This window comes from Pseudomonas allii, assembly GCF_055380095.1.
The window spans coordinates 423,747-439,514 of the sequence record NZ_AP039450.1; the positions used below are offsets into that span (position 1 = coordinate 423,747).

Sequence of the window (15,768 nt, forward strand, 5' to 3'; positions counted from 1 at the left end):
GCCTGCTGGCGCAGGCCCATTGGTCCCTTAATCGGCGTACACGACCATGAAGCCAACGCGAGTCTTGACCGTGCCCTCTGTGGCGGGAGCGGTGGCGTACATTTGCGCGGCCAGTGGAATCACTGCCTGGTTGTCGGCGATCACCACGCCTTCCGATTTCTCGGTGTACACGTGGATTGGCGTGCCATCGCGGTTGGTCACTTCAACCTGGACGTTCTTGGCGTTGGCGGTGTCGCTCGGGTCATCGTAGCCGTCGATGTTCAAGCGACCGGTCGCCACGTCAATGGCGGGGCTGGTGGGGTCGAACGCAACCATGGCGGTGCGGCCGTTGGTGCAACTGCCTTCACCTGGAGCACCAATGCGAATGGTGAAACCGGTCAGGTTTGCACGATCACCCGGCCTGGCCAGGCGTGCTGCCGAAACGCCACCTAGGTTGACGTCCTTGACCACTGCCCCGGTGCCCGGTGCCGAACCTTCAACCGTGCAGGTCACATCGTTCACTAATCCAGTGAAATTGATGGTGCCGTCATTGGCAGCGTGTGCGGTTTGCGATACAGCAGCGGCCAAGGCAATAGCTGCCGCAAGGGTAGAGAGCGTGTTGAATTTCATAGTATTCCCACTTCGTGAATTATCTTTTTGATCCGCCACAGGCAGCGATCACTGCACCGGGTTTTATCCAAGTGGCGGAGCACATAATGTGTCGTGGAAAGAGCATGTTGCCTATAGAGAAGTCTCTAGATTTACCTCGTGATTATTCGAAAAACTCCTGATTGATTCAAAGTAGTTGTATTTACTTTTTTTGTAAGAGTGGGATGTAGGAAGCAACTGAAAGAAAAGGACTTATTATTGTTGCGTGTTGATACCTACGTGTGGCTGGGATATACCGTGCTCGAACTAAAGAGAGAATTTTCGTAATGGGCGGTAATCACTTGAGCGGGTTTCTTGATGCCTACTTCTACATCCAATGTGCACACCGTCATGTTGCTTGATGATCATGAGATGGTTCGACAGGGAATCGAGCTGGGGCTGGGCAATGAGGCGGACCTTGAGGTGATCGGCTCCTTCGGGACGGGTAAGGAATTGCTGGAGGCCCTGGCGCTGCGGCCTGCGGATGTGGTGGTGATGGACTTCATCCTGGGCCCTTCCGACCTGGATGGCCTTGGCTTGATCCAGACGCTGAGCCGACGTTTCGGGCAGTGCAGGCCGATTGTCGTGTCCTCGCATTACACTCCGGCGACCGTTTCATTGGCGTTGAAGGCGGGAAGTTGGGGGGTCCTGGGCAAGACCCAGAAACTGACGGAATTAATCACGGCTATCCGAACGGTCGCCCGAGGCCGTATCTACTTGCAGCCTTGTATGCTGTCGGCCATCCAGGGCATGCAGCCGGTTTCCGAGATGGGGAGCATGAAGTCGAAAATGGAATCGTCAAGTTCATTACGGTTGAACACCTGTCTCACACCCAAGGAGCAAGAAGTACTGCGCTGTTTTCTGGATGGGATGTCCGTGAGTTCAATTGCGGCGAAGTTTTCGCGCAGCGCGAGTACGATCAGCACGCAGAAGCAATCGGCCTATCGAAAGTTGGGTATCAAGACTGACAGTGAACTTTTCAAGTTCACTCAGCAGTTTGGTGTGCTTGAATAGTGAAAGGGCTGTAAGAAAGTTGTCTTGCGCTCGAAAGTTAATTCGCATTATCCAGGTAATGTAGCGCTAATTGTTCAATGGCCTGTCGCGCCGGCGACAACAAGTGCGGCGCGACCAGCATCATGACTTGGTAGACCGCCACTCGTACTTCGCCTTCCCGGTCGAGAATGCGCTGGTAATCCAGGGAGAACAGCAAGGTCATGGTGATCTGTTCCACCAGTTGCCCCAGTGCCTGGGTATCGCTGGCCAACTGGCCGGCGGCCTTCAATCGCGCAAGCAGGGATGCCAGTGTGCGCTTGAGCGCCGTGAGCAGGTTGCGGATGCCCTTGGCCAATTTCGGCAGGCGTCCTGCCAGGTTTGACAGGTCTTGGAACAGGAACCGGTAATGCGCCATGCGCTCGACGATCAGGTGCAGGAACAGCCAGTAATCCTGTGGTTCCAGTTGCGCGTCTGCCGGTGGGTCGAGCAAGGGCGTCAGCTCATTCTGGAAGCGCTCGAACAGCCCCAGCACCAAGGGCTCCTTGCCATGGAAGTGGTAGTAGAGGTTGCCGGGGCTGATCCCCATTTCATTGGCCACCTCCATGGTCGACACGTTGGGTTCGCCCTTCTGGTTGAACAACTGCAGGGCACATTCAAGGATACGGTCGCGGGTCTTCATCCAGTCTTCTTAATGTGATCGTTGAGCTCAGCGCACGCGCACATAAGTGCCCGGTGCCGCTTCCATCGGTGGGTAATTCTGGTTGCCCAGGGCGGTGAGGGTTTCGCGTTGCACGCCGGAACGCTGCTGGATCCACTCCAGCCACCGCGGCCACCAGCTGCCTTCGATATGGTCGGCATCGTAGTACCAGGCGCGTGGGTCGCTGCTCAGCTTGAGGTTCTCGACGTAGTTGGCCTTGGGGTTGCCCGGCGGGTTGAGAATGCTTTGGATGTGCCCGCTGTTGGACAGCACGAAGCGCCGCTCACCGCCCAGTAACTGGGTGGAGCGGTACACCGCATCCCACGGCGTGATGTGGTCGTTGATGCCGGCCACGCTGAAACTGTCCACCGTGACCTTCTGCAGATCGATGGGCGTGCCACAGACTTCCAGGCCGCCGGGATGGCTCAGCGGGTTGTGCTTGAAGAAGTCCAGCAGGTCGCCGTGCAGGGCGGCGGGCAGGCGCGTGTTGTCATTGTTCCAGTACAGGATGTCGAAGGCCGGCGGTTCCTTGCCCAGCAGGTAATTGTTGATCCAGTAGTTCCAGATCAGGTCATTGGGGCGCATCCAGGCGAACACTTTGGCCATGTCGCGGCCGTCGAGCACGCCTTGCTGGTAGGAGCGGCGCTTGGCGGCTTCCAGGGTCTGCTCGTCGGCGAACAGGGTGGCGGGGCTGTCGATCTGGCTGTCCAGCAGGCTCACCAGGTAGCTTGCGCTGGAGATGCGGCGCAATTGACGCTTGGCCTGCAGGTGGCCTTGCAGCGCGGCGATGGTCAGGCCGCCGGCGCAGGCGCCCATCAGGTTGACCTCGCGCGCGCCGCTGATCGCGCGGCAGACGTTGAGTGCTTCCTCCAGCGCGGCGACGTAGGTGGAGAGGCCCCATTCGCGATGCCGCACATCCGGGTTGCGCCAGCTGACCATGAAGGTCTGCAGGCCGTTTTTCAGGGCGTATTGCACAAAGCTGTTGGCCGGGCTCAGGTCGAAGATGTAGTACTTGTTGATCTGCGGCGGCACGACCAGCAGCGGCTTGGCATACTGTTTTTCGCTCATGGGCTTGTACTGGATCAGCTCCAGCAGCTCATTGCGAAACACCACCGAGCCGGGGGTGGTGGCGACCGTCCTGCCCACTTCGAAGGCGTGCTTGCTGACTTGGCGCGGCAGGCCATTGTTGTGCAGCAGGTCCTCGAACAGGTTGGTCACCCCGCGCACCACGCTGTTGCCGCCGGAGTTGAGCAGCTCCTTGATCGCCAACGGGTTGAGCAGGGTGTTGGATGGCGAGACCGCATCGTTGAGCAACGAGAAGGCAAAATGCGCGCGGGCCCGGTCATCGGCGCTGAGGGTACTGTCATCGATCCAGTGGCGTGTCTGCTTCTGCCAGCTCAAATAAGCCTGCAGGCTGCGCCGGTACAGGGGGTTTAGCTTCCAGGTGGGATCGTTGAAGCGGCTGTCGTTGGGGTTGGGTTCGTGCACGGTTTCACCGAGCAGCACGCGGCCCAGTTGCCCGCTCAGCGCCCAGGCATGCCGAACGGTATGCACCGGGTTGCGCAAGCCATGGGCCGCCACGCTGCGCAGCGTCGACAGCAAATCCCGGCCGCGCAGGCCGGTGATCGCATTTTGCGCGTTGATGAACGCGGCGGGTGTGGGCGCCGGGTTCGTCACGGGTCTTTCTCGCATGAGCCAACACTCCTTCGTCAAGCCATCAAACAGGCACGCCAATTCAGAACCATAGTCGGTTCCTGGCAAGTTGCGCGGCGGTGTGGTCCTTACACGGCCGGTCGCGGATGAATCACCGCGCGCATGCGCTCCTCTTCAAGAAACTTCATGATGATCGGCGCCACGGCTTCGGCCCGGGTGATCAGGAACAGGTGGCCGTCATCGATGATGTGCAGCTGTGCATTGGGAATACGCCAGGCGAGCATGCGCATGTTGATCAGCGGGATCAGCGGGTCGTCGTCCCCCGCCAGCACCAGGGTGGGCTGACGGATCTTGTGCAGCCAGTGGATGCTGGTCCAGCCCAACCCGGCGAACAGTTGCCAGTAGTAGCCAAGCTTGCCGGCCGAGCGCACTTTGCTGGCGTGTTCGGCAGCCAGTTTCGAATCGCGGCGGAACGAGCCACCGTAGATCATCGGCGCGATGCGCACCACGTGGGACGGCTGGATGTAGCGGCGCGGGCTGGCCATCAGCCACAGCACCTTCGGCTTGCCCGGCACCATCACCGCACCCGCCGCCGTGGCTGCGAGGATCAACTTCTTGCACCGCTCCGGGTAGTCATAGGCAAACTGCTGCGCCAACGCGCCACCCCAGGACACGCCCACCGCATTCACCTGGCCATAGTCCAGGTAGTCGAGCATGCGCGCGGTGAGTTTGGCCAAACCGGGAAAACGGTACGGCCGATTGGGCGTCGACGAACCGCCCACGCCGGGCACATCGAAGGCGATCACTTCCAGGTCCGGGTCCAGTGCCTGGACGAACGGAAACACCAACTCAAGGTTGGCGCCGATGCCATTGAAGATCAGCAACGGCGTCAAGTGAGGCTTGCCCGGGCGTACCGCCGTGCGGATGGTCTGGCCATCCAGGTCGATGGTACGGAAGATGAACGGTTGCGGCATGCTCAAACCCTGTGAAGTGTTACAGCCGGAATGCGGTCAATGTGGGAGGGGGCTTGCCCCCGATAGCGGTGTGGCAGTTACAGTTGTATCAACGGACAGTCAGCCATCGGGGGCAAGCCCCCTCCCACATTTGAATGCATTTCAATTTAGCGTTCGTGTACGTAGGTGCCTGGCGCGGCCTCTGCTGCGGCGTAGGTTTTGTTACCCAAACTCGTCGGAGCCTTCTTCAACTTGCCCGCTCGCTCCGCCTGCCATGCCTGCCAATGCAGCCACCACGAATCCGTATGCTTGGTCGCATTCTCCTGCCACTCAAGCGGCTTGCCCGCCAGGCCGTCGCTGGTCTGGTAGCGCGCCTTGGGGTTGCCCGGCGGGTTGAGGATGCTCTGGATATGCCCGCTGCTCGACAGCACGAACTCGACCTTGCCACCAAACAGCTGCGCCGACTTGTAGCAGGACTGCCACGGCGTGATGTGGTCGTTGGTGCCGGCCAGTGAATAGATATCGGCGGTGACCTGCTTGAGGTCGATGGGCGTGCCGCACACTTCCAGGGCGTTGGCGCGTACCAGTGGGTTGTTCTTGAACAGCTCGATCAGGTCGCCATGGAACGCCGCCGGCAAGCGCGTGGTGTCGTTGTTCCAGAACAGGATGTCGAACACCGGCGGCTCGTTGCCCAGCAGGTAGTTGTTCACCCAGTAGTTCCAGATCAGGTCGTTGGGGCGCATCCAGGCGAACACCTTGGCCATGTCGCGGCCTTCGAGCACGCCGGCCTGGTAGGAATGGCGCTTGGCCGCCTCCAGGGTCTGCTCGTCGACGAACAGCGCCACCTGGGTGTCCAGCGTGGTGTCCAGCACGCTCACCAGCAGGGTCAGGGCGTTGACCTTCTTCTCCCCCAGCGCCGCGTAGTGCCCCAAGAGGGCGGTGCAGGTGATGCCGCCGGAGCAGGCGCCGAGCATATTCACGTCTTTGCTGCCGGTGATCGCGGTGACCACATCGACGGCTTCTTTCAGCGCTTCGATATAGGTCGACAGGCCCCACTCGCGCTGGGCCTTGGTCGGGTTGCGCCAGCTGACGATGAACGTCTGCTGGCCATTGCGCAGGCAAAAGCGCGCCAGGCTCTTCTCCGGGCTCAGGTCGAATACATAGAATTTGTTGATCTGTGGCGGCACCACCAGCAGCGGGCGTTCGTGCACCTGTTCGGTGATCGGCTTGTACTGGATCAACTCCAGCACGTCATTGCGAAACACCACCGCGCCTTCGGTGGTGCCCAGGGTCTTGCCCACTTCAAAGGCGCCCATGTTGACCTGGCTGGGCATGCCGCCGTTGTGCACCATGTCCTTGGCCAGGTGGGACAGGCCGTCGAGCAGGCTCTTGCCGCCGGTTTCAAAGAAACGTTTGACCGCCGCCGGGTTGGCCGCGCTGTTGGTAGGCGCCATGGCTTCGGTCATCAGGTTGATCACGAAGTGGCCGCGGCTGATGTCCTGTTCCGACAGGTTGCTGTCGCCGATCCAGTCGTGCAGCTCCTTGCGCCACGCCAGGTAGGTTTGCAGGTAGCGCTTGTAGAGCGGGTTCTGGCTCCAGGCCGGGTCGCTGAAACGGCGGTCATCGTTTTCCGGCACCAGCGCGGATTTGCCGAACATCACATTCTTGAGCTCGACGCCAAAATGGGCGACGTGCTTGACGCTGTGCAACGGTTGCTTGATGGCTTGGGTCAGCACCATCTTCGCCGAGGCGAGTAAATCCTTTTTACGTAACGCGATGATCGGGTTGAGCCCCAGAGTGTTTTCCGAGGCCTGGCGTTTCAAGTCATCGTTGTTCTTGTTACTCATCTACGACGCTCCATTGTCCGAAAGACGAGTACCGGGGACCGCTGCGCACCCAGTTTCGATACACAACACAAGCCTGGTACTGCGACTCGGGTGACCGTTGATACCGCATCGTCAAATGCAGGGACCTTGCCAGTTCCATTGGTTACCCGAGTTTAATTTTTTTCGCAAGCGGGCCAATCGTTGGCCACGCGACAGGGCATTCAAGCAGATGAAATTAGAAAATGCGCTCTAAAGAGCAAGACGCCTGAGCTAGAGCATCAGCCGTACGACCGACTCGCTCGGGTCGCGGGTTTTGCCAGCGGCTTTGAGTTCAGCAAGATAGTCGGCCCACAGCGCGTCCTGACGCACGGCCAACTGGTAGAGGTAGTCCCAGGTGAACAGTCCGCTGTCATGCCCGTCGTCAAAGGTCAATTTCAGTGCGTACTGGCCGGCCGGTTCGATCTTGATCAGCTTCACGTTGAGCTTGCCGAATTGCAGGATCGGCTTACCGTGGCCCTGGACCTCGGCGGAAGGCGAGTGGGTGCGCAGCAGTTCGGCAGGGAGCTGGTACACCTCGTCGGGCCCGTAGGTGAGGCCGAGGGTGTTGGAGGTTTTGTGCAGGTTTACAGCAGTAGGAAGTTTGGTCATGGCGATAATCCTGAAGAAACCGGCTTCAAAATGTGGGAGGGGGCTTGCCCCCGATAGCAGTGTGTCAGTCGCCGAAAGTGTTGACTGATCTACTGCTATCGGGGGCAAGCCCCCTCCCACATTGAAGCGAAGCGATTCTGTGTGAGGCTTACAGAATATAGCGCGACAAGTCTTCGTTCTGCGCCAACTCACCCAGGTGGCTGTTGACGTAATCAACGTCGATCTTGATCACTTCGCCATTCTGCGCACCGGCCAGGTCGCCGGCACTGAAGGACACTTCCTCCAGCAAACGCTCCAGCAAGGTGTGCAGGCGACGGGCACCGATATTCTCGGTCTTCTCGTTGACCTGCCAGGCGATCTCCGCCAGGCGCTTGATGCCGTCTGGCTGGAACTCGATGCCCAGACCTTCGGTTTTCAGCAGTTCACGGTACTGCTCGGTGAGCGAGGCGTGCGGCTCGCTGAGGATGCGTTCGAAGTCGCCAGGGGTCAGCGCCTTGAGCTCCACGCGAATCGGCAGGCGGCCTTGCAGCTCCGGCACCAGGTCGCTTGGCTTGCTCAGGTGGAACGCACCGGAAGCGATAAACAGGATGTGGTCAGTCTTGACCATGCCCAGCTTGGTGTTCACGGTGCAGCCTTCGATCAGCGGCAGCAGGTCGCGCTGGACGCCTTCACGGGACACATCAACGCCGCCGGAGTTGCCGCGCTTGGCCACCTTGTCGATCTCGTCGATAAACACGATGCCATGCTGCTCGACCGCCTCCAGGGCCTTGGCCTTGAGTTCTTCCTCATTCACCAGGCGCCCGGCTTCTTCATCGCGCACCAGCTTCAGCGCTTCCTTCACCTTGAGCTTGCGGCTTTTCTTCTTGCCTTTGCCCATGTTGGCGAACAGGTTCTGCAATTGGCTGGTCATTTCTTCCATGCCAGGCGGGGCAGAGATGTCGACACCGGAGACTTCGGCGACTTCGATCTCGATTTCCTTGTCGTCCAACTGGCCCTCACGCAGGCGCTTGCGGAACAGCTGGCGGGTGTTGGAATCCGAGGCCGGTGCGGCGTCTTCATTGAAGCCCATGCGTGCCGGTGGCAGCAGGGCGTCGAGGATGCGCTCTTCGGCGGCGTCTTCGGCGCGATGGCTGACCTTGGTCATTTCCTGTTCGCGCAGCATCTTCAAGGCAGCGTCGGCCAAGTCACGAATGATCGACTCGACGTCACGGCCCACATAGCCCACTTCGGTGAACTTGGTGGCTTCGACCTTGATGAACGGCGCGTTGGCCAGCTTGGCCAGGCGACGGGCGATCTCGGTTTTACCGACGCCTGTAGGACCGATCATCAGAATGTTCTTGGGCGTCACTTCAACGCGCAATTCTTCGGGCAGTTGCATCCGGCGCCAGCGGTTGCGCAGCGCGATGGCTACGGCGCGCTTGGCATCGTCCTGGCCGATGATATGGCGGTTGAGTTCATGGACGATTTCGCGGGGAGTCATGGACATAATGTTTGGCGGCCTCAAGCGGGAATAAGCCTACGGCTTACTCGGCGAGGTCCTGCTCCTCAATGGTGAAGTTGTGGTTGGTGAACACGCAGATATCGCCGGCGATACCCAGGGCGGTCTCGACGATTTCGCGGGCCGACAGGTCGGTTTTCTTCAACAGTGCGCTGGCGGCCGCCTGGGCATAGCCACCGCCGGAACCCATGGCGATCAGGCCATGTTCGGGCTCAACCACATCGCCGTTACCGGTAATGATCAAGGATGCGTCTTTGTTGGCGACGGCCAGCATGGCTTCCAGGCGGCTGAGGGAACGGTCGGTGCGCCATTCTTTGGCGAGTTCGACGGCGGCGCGCACGAGGTGGCCCTGGTGTTTCTCCAGCTGGCCTTCGAAACGTTCGAACAGGGTGAAGGCGTCGGCGGTGGCGCCGGCAAAGCCCGCGAGAACCTGGCCGTGGTACAGGCGACGCACTTTCTTGGCGTTGCCTTTCATCACGGTATTGCCCAGGGAAACCTGGCCGTCGCCGCCCATGACGACTTTGCCGTGGCGACGTACTGAAACGATGGTGGTCAAGGGGAGAGTCTCCACGCAGCGGGGCGAAAATGCCCTGATGGAAACTCATATGGGGGTGGCGGGGGGGATTTCAACCATAGGGGGTTATGGCGGACGAGTGGCGCTCAATGGTCTGACACACATTCCAGAGCGCTGCAAAACCAAATGTGGGAGGGGGCTTGCCCCCGATTGCAGTGTGTCAGTCACCGAAAATGTTGACTGATCTACTGCTATCGGGGGCAAGCCCCCTCCCACATTCTGATCGGTGTTGAGCTTGAATCAGCGGCTCTGGCGTTGTTGTAACAACAGGTTGCTAAAGCCCGCGCCAGCCAGTTGCTTCTGCGCCACAGTCAGTTGTTCACGGTTGCTGAACGGACCCACCAGTACGCGATACCAGGTCGCATCCTTCACCGTGCCGGACTCCACCGTCACCGACTGGCCCAGCAAAATGATCTGTGCCCGCACGCGATCCGCATCCGCCTGTTTGGGGAACGAGCCCGCTTGCAGGAAGAACTTGGTTACCGGCGCGGCCTTGGTCTCGGCCACCGGCGGTGCTGGCGGCGGGGTGATCCCGGCCAATGCGGCCTGGGCACGCGCTGTGTCGATTTTAGCGGCTTCCGCCGGGGTGACCGGGGTGGTCGGCACTTGCGGCGTCGGCAGGGTTTTCTCCGGCACGGCGTCCGGCGGCACGATCACTTCCGATTCCGGCAACAGCGTGTAGAAGTCGTACTTCGGCTTCACCGGGGCAGTCGGGCTCGGCGCAGTTTTGTTGGCTTCGGCCATTTTTGTGGCCTTCTGCTGCTCCTGCTTGACCCGTTTGACGTCATCGCCCTTGCCCGGATCCAGTTTCATCAGGAATACGATAAACGCGCCGACGGTGAGGCCGATCGCCATCCACAACCAGCCCGGGATCGGCTTCTTCGCCGGGGCCTGGTAGCGGCTGGCGCCGCGCTTGGGTGCAGGTTTTTTCTTGGCAGCCAACTTACATACGCTCCAGTGTTTCCAGGCCCAACAGTTCCAGGCCTTGCTTGAGGGTCCGTCCGGCCAGGGCGGCGAGGCGCAGGCGGCTTTGCTTCTGGGCTTCGTCGTCGGCGGTCAGGATCGGGCAGTTCTCATAGAAGCTGGAGAACAGGCCGGCGACTTCATACAGGTAGGTGCACAGGATGTGCGGCGTACCTTTCTCGCCGACGCTGTTCAGCACTTCGCCGAATTGCGCCAGCTTGGCAGCCAGTTCCTGCTCGTGCGGGGCGTCCAGCACGATGTGCCCTTCAACTTCGCTGAAGTCCTTGCCCAGCTTGCGGAACACGCCGGCCACACGGGTGTAGGCGTACAGCAGGTACGGTGCGGTGTTGCCTTCGAAGTTGAGCATCAGCTCGAAGTTGAAGCTGTAGTCGCTGGTGCGGTGCTTGGACAGGTCGGCGTATTTCACCGCGCCAATGCCCACCACGCGGGCGATGTTGCGCAGGTCGGTTTCGGCCAGCTCCGGGTTCTTTTCCTTCACCAGGTTGTAGGCACGTTCCTGGGCTTCGGTCAGCAGGTCGATCAGCTTCACGGTGCCGCCGTCACGGGTCTTGAACGGACGGCCATCGGCGCCGTTCATGGTGCCGAAGCCCATGTGCTCCATGTGCATCGGGTGGGTGACAAAACCTGCGCGACGCGCCACTTCGAAGACTTGTTGGAAGTGCAGGGCCTGGCGCTGGTCGACGAAATACAGCGCACGGTCCGCCTTGAGCACGCCGCTGCGATAGCGCACGGCCGCCAGGTCGGTGGTGGCATACAGGTAGCCGCCATCGGCCTTGACGATGATCACCGGCAGCGGCTCGCCATCGGCGGTCTTGAATTCTTCGAGGAACACGCATTGCGCGCCGTTGCTCTCCACCAGCAGGCCCTTGGCCTTGAGGTCGTTGACCACGTTGATCAGGTCGTCGTTGTAGGCGCTTTCGCCCATCACGTCGGCCATGCTCAGCTTGACGTTGAGCAACTCGTAGATTTCCTGGCAGTGCGACAGCGAGATCTCACGGAAACGGTTCCACAGCGCCAGGCATTCCTCGTCACCGGCTTGCAGTTTGACCACCAGGCCACGGGCGCGGTCGGCGAACTCTTCGGATTCGTCGAAGCGCTTCTTGGCGGCGCGGTAGAAGTTTTCCAGGTCCGACAGCTCGTTGCTGGTGATCGGGTTCTCCTGCAGGTAAGCCATCAGCATGCCGAACTGGGTGCCCCAGTCGCCCACGTGGTTCTGGCGGACCACGGTGTCGCCGAGGAACTCCAGCACCCGTGCCACGCCGTCGCCGATGATGGTGGAGCGCAGGTGGCCCACGTGCATCTCTTTGGCCAGGTTCGGTGCCGACAGGTCGATGACCACGCGCTGCAGTGGGCCGGCCTTGCGCACGCCGATCCTGGCGTCGGCCAGGGCGGCATCCAGGCGCGAAGCCAGGGCCTGGGTATTCTGGAAGAAGTTGATAAAACCGGGGCCGGCGATTTCGGCCTTGGTGACGCTTTCGTCGGCCGGCAGCGCGGCGATGATTTTTTCCGCCAGGTCGCGCGGTTTCATGCCGGCCGGCTTGGACAGCATCATCGCAATGTTGCTGGCGAAGTCACCGTGGGTCTTGTCGCGGGTGTTTTCCACCTGGATCGCCGGCGACAGGCCTTCAGGCAACACACCTTCGTTGACGAGTTGGGTGAGGGCTTGTTGGATCAGCTGGCGAATGGTGTCTTTCATGGTGTTCTCTTTCGACCGCAAGCGGCGGCGCGCGATGCGCAGGTGGAAAAACTGGGCATTATCCGTGGCGAGGGCGGGCTTGCCAACCTTCGCGGGACCTGTGGCCAGGGTTAATACAAATCTACCGGGTCTACGTCCAACGACCATCGCACTTGCCGGCCGCTGGGCATTTGCTCCAGGGCAAGCAACCAGCTACTTAATAGCCGATGCAGGGGGGCACGGGAGGTTGCCTGCAAGAGTAGCTGAGCTCGATAACGCCCGGCGCGGCGCTCCATGGGCGCAGGCACCGGGCCGAGCAGTTCGATGCCGCTCAGACCCAGTTCGCCCAGCAAACGTTCGGCGGCGCTGCACGCTTCATCCAGGAAACTCTCGGCCTGCCCTGGTTTGTGCGCCTCGGCGCGCAGTAATGCAAGGTGGGAAAACGGCGGCAGGCCGGCGGCGCGACGTTCACTCAGGGCCTGTTCGGCGAAGGCGAAGTAGCCTTGCTCGGTGAGCTGGATCAGCAGCGGATGGTCGGCCAGGTGCGTCTGGATAATCACCCGGCCAGGCTCCTCGGCACGGCCCGCACGGCCCGCGACCTGTACGATCAACTGCGCCATGCGCTCGCTGGCGCGGAAATCCCCGGAGAACAGCCCGCCGTCCGCATCGAGGATCGACACCAGGGTCACCCGTGGAAAGTGATGTCCCTTGGCAAGCATCTGCGTGCCGATGAGGATGCACGGCTGGCCTTTCTGGATGGTGGCAAACAGCTGGTTCATCGCGTCTTTGCGCGATGTGCTGTCACGGTCGACCCGCAGCACCGGGTAATCCGGGAACAGGATGCCCAGGCGCTCTTCGGCGCGCTCGGTGCCTGCGCCTACCGGTCGCAGGTCGACTTTGCCGCACTGCGGGCAATGGCGCGGCACCCGCTCCACATGGCCGCAGTGGTGGCAGCGCAGTTCGCCGTGGCGCTGGTGCACGGTCATGCGCGCGTCGCAGCGTTCGCACTCGGACATCCAGCCGCAGTCATGGCACAGCAGTGTCGGCGCAAACCCCCGGCGATTGAGGAACACCAGCACCTGTTGGCCAGCGGCGAGGGTCTGGCCGATGGCTTGTTGCATCGGCCCGGAAATGCCGCTGTCCAGCGGGCGGCTTTTGACATCCAGGCGTAGGAAACGTGGTTGCTTGGCGCCGCCCGCCCGCTCGTTGAGGCGTAGGAGGCCGTAACGACCGGTGTAGGCGTTGTGCAGGCTTTCCAGGGACGGCGTGGCCGAGCCCAGCACAATCGGGATGTCTTCCTGGCGAGCGCGCACCAGGGCCAGGTCGCGGGCGTGGTAGCGCAGGCCTTCCTGCTGTTTATAAGAGCCGTCGTGTTCCTCGTCGATGATGATCAGCCCGGGGTTTTTCATCGGGGTGAACAGCGCTGAACGGGTGCCGATAATAATGTCGGCCTCGCCATCCCGCGCTGCCAGCCACGACTCAAGGCGCTCGCGGTCGTTGACCGCCGAGTGCACCAACGCGATGCGCGCATTGAAGCGTTGCTCGAAGCGCGCCAGGGTCTGCGGGCCCAGGTTGATCTCGGGGATCAGCACCAGCGCCTGTTTGCCGGCTTGCAGGGTCTCGCGGATCAACTGCAAATAGACTTCGGTCTTGCCGCTGCCCGTGACGCCGGCCAGCAGGAACGCGTGGAAGCTGTCGAAGCCTGCGCGAATCGCTTCGTAGGCGGCGCGTTGCTCGGGGTTCAGCGGCAATTCCGGCTGGGCCAGCCAGTGTTCGTGGCGGGCGTCGGGGGCGTGCTTGCGGATTTCCACCTGCACCAGGCCTTTGGCGAGCAGCAGGTCGAGGCTGTCTTTGCTCAGCATCAGCTTGCTCAGCAGCTGATGCGCCACGCCATGGGGATGCTGTGCCAGCGTGGCCAGGGCCTCGCGCTGGCGCGGGGCGCGGGCGATACGCGGGTCGTCGAGGCGCGCGCCGGGCACCATCGACCAGAAGCGTTCCTGGCGCGCTTCGGCCATTTCACCCTGGCGTAGCAGCACCGGCAACGCCCAGCTCAAGGTGTCGCCCAGGCTGTGCTGATAATACTGGGCGGTCCACAGGCACAGCTTGAACAGCGCGGGTGGCAGCGGAGGGGTGGCGTCGAGGATGGCCAGCGCGGGCTTGAGTTTTTCGGCCGGCACTTCGCTGTGATCGGTGACTTCCACCAGAATGCCGATCATCTCACGCCGCCCGAACGGCACGCGCACACGCATCCCCGGTTGCAACTGCGCACGCAGTACACCGGCCGGCGCCCGGTAATCGAACAGGCGGCGCAGGGGCGAGGGCAGGGCTAGGCGCAGAATGGCGTCGGGCACGCGGGGAGTCTCATATAAAGGCAGGCGGTGGCGCAGGGGCGGGAGCCTAGCAGACAGGGGAGGGCTTGGGTATGCCACGGTTTTCTGATGAAAGGAGGTTTTCAGCCAGATGTGCAGCTTGCGTGATTGAAAAGGTCTGGTAGAATCCGCGGCCTAATTACGTGCGGTATTCGACAATAGTGTCGAGTGGCGGCACGCTAGCCCGAGGAAGTGCCATGAAAGCCGATATCCATCCAGCGTACGAAACCATCGAAGTCACCTGCAGCTGCGGCAACAAGTTCGAAACCCGTTCGAACCTGTGCAAGCCACTGGGTACTGACGTATGCAACGAGTGCCACCCGTTCTACACCGGTAAGCAGAAAACTCTGGACACCGGCGGCCGTGTACAGCGCTTCGCAGATCGCTTTGGTGCTTTCGGCAAGAAGCCTGCTGCTACTCCAGCAGAGTAAGGCTCAAAAGCCTTATGGGCTTTTGCCAGCTGTTGAAAAAGGCGTCCCTTGTGGGCGCCTTTTTTGTGCCTGGGATTTGGCTTTCAGTCGCACAGGCCGACGTGTCTTGCCCCGCGCCGGCCGCCCTGGCCCGGGTGGATGTGCAGCGTGTGGTGGATGGCGACACAGTGCGCCTCAAGGATGGCCGCAGTGTGCGGATGATCGGCCTCAATGCGCCTGAAACCGGCAAGCAAGGCCGCTCCGACGAGCCCTATGCCGTTGCGGCCCGCCAGCGTTTGCAGGCGTTGGTTGAGGCCAGTGGCGGCCGGGTTGGCTTGGTGTTGGGGCGCGAGAGCAAGGACCGTTACGGCCGTACCTTGGCCCACCTTTACGGCGCTGATGGCGAGAACCTTGAGGCGCAACTGCTGGCCGAAGGTCTGGGGTTCCAAGTGGGCGTCGCGCCCAACGTCGATCTGGTCACCTGTCAGCAGGCAGCTGAAAACAGCGCCCGTCAGGCGCGATTGGGCCTGTGGCGCAAATCACCCGTGCTAAGCGTGGCACAACTCAAGCAGTCCGGCTTCGCGTTGGTGAGCGGCCGAGTGAGCAAGATCGAACGCAATCGCGGCGGAATCTGGATCGAATTGCAGGGCTCACTGGTATTACGCATTGCACCCGAACTCACTCGCCAGTTCGACTCCGCATTGCTCAGTGGTCTGCCAGGCAGGACAATCGAAGCCCGTGGCTGGGTGCAGGATCGATCCAAGCGGGGTGGCCAGGAAAACGGCCAGGCACGTTGGTTGCTGCCGCTGACCGACCCCAGCATGCTCAAATCGACTGATTAATAAAAAATTGTAGACATTT

The 15,768-nt window shown here is 61.3% G+C and carries 14 protein-coding genes; 3 read left to right on the plus strand and 11 right to left on the minus strand.

What is annotated here, in order from left to right; translation table 11 throughout:
* Window positions 1-27: 27 nt before the first annotated feature.
* Window positions 28-609 carry a fimbrial protein gene (locus ACZ445_RS01930; protein ID WP_058423679.1) on the minus strand — a complete coding sequence of 194 codons (582 nt, stop codon included), beginning with the start codon at window positions 607-609 and terminating at the stop codon, window positions 28-30.
* Window positions 610-978: 369 nt separating this feature from the next.
* Between ACZ445_RS01930 and ACZ445_RS01935 the strand changes: the two genes are divergently transcribed.
* Complete coding sequence (locus tag ACZ445_RS01935; protein WP_058423678.1) at window positions 979-1,641, plus strand: response regulator transcription factor; 663 nt, start codon at window positions 979-981, stop codon at window positions 1,639-1,641.
* Window positions 1,642-1,678: 37 nt separating this feature from the next.
* Here the strand turns inward: ACZ445_RS01935 and ACZ445_RS01940 are convergent, their stop codons facing one another.
* From ACZ445_RS01940 to ACZ445_RS01985, 10 genes are all read right to left on the minus strand, one after another.
* Window positions 1,679-2,299: a TetR/AcrR family transcriptional regulator gene (locus tag ACZ445_RS01940; protein ID WP_058423677.1), complete on the minus strand. Its 621-nt coding sequence runs from the start codon at window positions 2,297-2,299 to the stop codon at window positions 1,679-1,681.
* Between the two features lie 27 nt (window positions 2,300-2,326).
* Window positions 2,327-4,009 carry a class II poly(R)-hydroxyalkanoic acid synthase gene (gene phaC / locus ACZ445_RS01945; RefSeq protein ID WP_058423676.1) on the minus strand — a complete coding sequence of 561 codons (1,683 nt, stop codon included), beginning with the start codon at window positions 4,007-4,009 and terminating at the stop codon, window positions 2,327-2,329.
* 89 nt (window positions 4,010-4,098) lie between these two features.
* Window positions 4,099-4,944 carry a poly(3-hydroxyalkanoate) depolymerase gene (gene phaZ / locus ACZ445_RS01950; protein ID WP_016979176.1) on the minus strand — a complete coding sequence of 282 codons (846 nt, stop codon included), beginning with the start codon at window positions 4,942-4,944 and terminating at the stop codon, window positions 4,099-4,101.
* Window positions 4,945-5,090: 146 nt separating this feature from the next.
* Complete coding sequence (phaC, locus tag ACZ445_RS01955; protein ID WP_058423675.1) at window positions 5,091-6,770, minus strand: class II poly(R)-hydroxyalkanoic acid synthase; 1,680 nt, start codon at window positions 6,768-6,770, stop codon at window positions 5,091-5,093.
* Between the two features lie 249 nt (window positions 6,771-7,019).
* A complete protein-coding gene (locus tag ACZ445_RS01960) occupies window positions 7,020-7,397 on the minus strand; it encodes a gamma-butyrobetaine hydroxylase family protein (RefSeq protein WP_464707954.1) in 378 nt (125 codons plus the stop codon).
* Window positions 7,398-7,545: 148 nt separating this feature from the next.
* Entirely contained in the window at window positions 7,546-8,883 is a 1,338-nt protein-coding gene (hslU, locus tag ACZ445_RS01965; protein WP_058423673.1) for an ATP-dependent protease ATPase subunit HslU, read from the minus strand.
* A 37-nt stretch (window positions 8,884-8,920) separates the two neighbouring features.
* The gene (gene hslV, locus ACZ445_RS01970) at window positions 8,921-9,451 is read right to left on the minus strand and encodes an ATP-dependent protease subunit HslV (protein ID WP_010563201.1); all 531 of its coding nucleotides are present in this window, start codon (window positions 9,449-9,451) and stop codon (window positions 8,921-8,923) included.
* A gap of 258 nt (window positions 9,452-9,709) precedes the next feature.
* A complete protein-coding gene (locus ACZ445_RS01975) occupies window positions 9,710-10,411 on the minus strand; it encodes an SPOR domain-containing protein (RefSeq protein ID WP_025858692.1) in 702 nt (233 codons plus the stop codon).
* A 1-nt stretch (window position 10,412) separates the two neighbouring features.
* On the minus strand, window positions 10,413-12,149 hold the full coding sequence (gene argS / locus ACZ445_RS01980; protein ID WP_310863228.1) for an arginine--tRNA ligase: 1,737 nt from the start codon (window positions 12,147-12,149) through the stop codon (window positions 10,413-10,415).
* Between the two features lie 110 nt (window positions 12,150-12,259).
* Window positions 12,260-14,479 carry a primosomal protein N' gene (locus ACZ445_RS01985; RefSeq protein WP_058423671.1) on the minus strand — a complete coding sequence of 740 codons (2,220 nt, stop codon included), beginning with the start codon at window positions 14,477-14,479 and terminating at the stop codon, window positions 12,260-12,262.
* A 215-nt stretch (window positions 14,480-14,694) separates the two neighbouring features.
* Between ACZ445_RS01985 and rpmE the strand changes: the two genes are divergently transcribed.
* Complete coding sequence (gene rpmE, locus ACZ445_RS01990; protein WP_005784030.1) at window positions 14,695-14,928, plus strand: 50S ribosomal protein L31; 234 nt, start codon at window positions 14,695-14,697, stop codon at window positions 14,926-14,928.
* 14 nt (window positions 14,929-14,942) lie between these two features.
* Window positions 14,943-15,749: a thermonuclease family protein gene (locus ACZ445_RS01995; RefSeq protein ID WP_464707955.1), complete on the plus strand. Its 807-nt coding sequence runs from the start codon at window positions 14,943-14,945 to the stop codon at window positions 15,747-15,749.
* The last annotated feature ends 19 nt before the right edge of the window (window positions 15,750-15,768 follow it).

Excerpts from the sequence above, each read along its gene's own strand:
- argS (WP_310863228.1), bottom strand. The coding sequence starts at position 12,149 with ATGAAAGACACCATTCGCCAGCTGATCCAACAAGCCCTCACCCAACTC.
- ACZ445_RS01995 (WP_464707955.1), top strand. The coding sequence starts at position 14,943 with ATGGGCTTTTGCCAGCTGTTGAAAAAGGCGTCCCTTGTGGGCGCCTTT.
- hslU (WP_058423673.1), bottom strand. The coding sequence starts at position 8,883 with ATGTCCATGACTCCCCGCGAAATCGTCCATGAACTCAACCGCCATATC.
- ACZ445_RS01960 (WP_464707954.1), bottom strand. The coding sequence starts at position 7,397 with ATGACCAAACTTCCTACTGCTGTAAACCTGCACAAAACCTCCAACACC.
- ACZ445_RS01935 (WP_058423678.1), top strand. The coding sequence starts at position 979 with ATGTTGCTTGATGATCATGAGATGGTTCGACAGGGAATCGAGCTGGGG.
- ACZ445_RS01930 (WP_058423679.1), bottom strand. The coding sequence starts at position 609 with ATGAAATTCAACACGCTCTCTACCCTTGCGGCAGCTATTGCCTTGGCC.
- ACZ445_RS01940 (WP_058423677.1), bottom strand. The coding sequence starts at position 2,299 with ATGAAGACCCGCGACCGTATCCTTGAATGTGCCCTGCAGTTGTTCAAC.
- rpmE (WP_005784030.1), top strand. The coding sequence starts at position 14,695 with ATGAAAGCCGATATCCATCCAGCGTACGAAACCATCGAAGTCACCTGC.
- phaC (WP_058423675.1), bottom strand. The coding sequence starts at position 6,770 with ATGAGTAACAAGAACAACGATGACTTGAAACGCCAGGCCTCGGAAAAC.
- phaC (WP_058423676.1), bottom strand. The coding sequence starts at position 4,009 with ATGCGAGAAAGACCCGTGACGAACCCGGCGCCCACACCCGCCGCGTTC.
- phaZ (WP_016979176.1), bottom strand. The coding sequence starts at position 4,944 with ATGCCGCAACCGTTCATCTTCCGTACCATCGACCTGGATGGCCAGACC.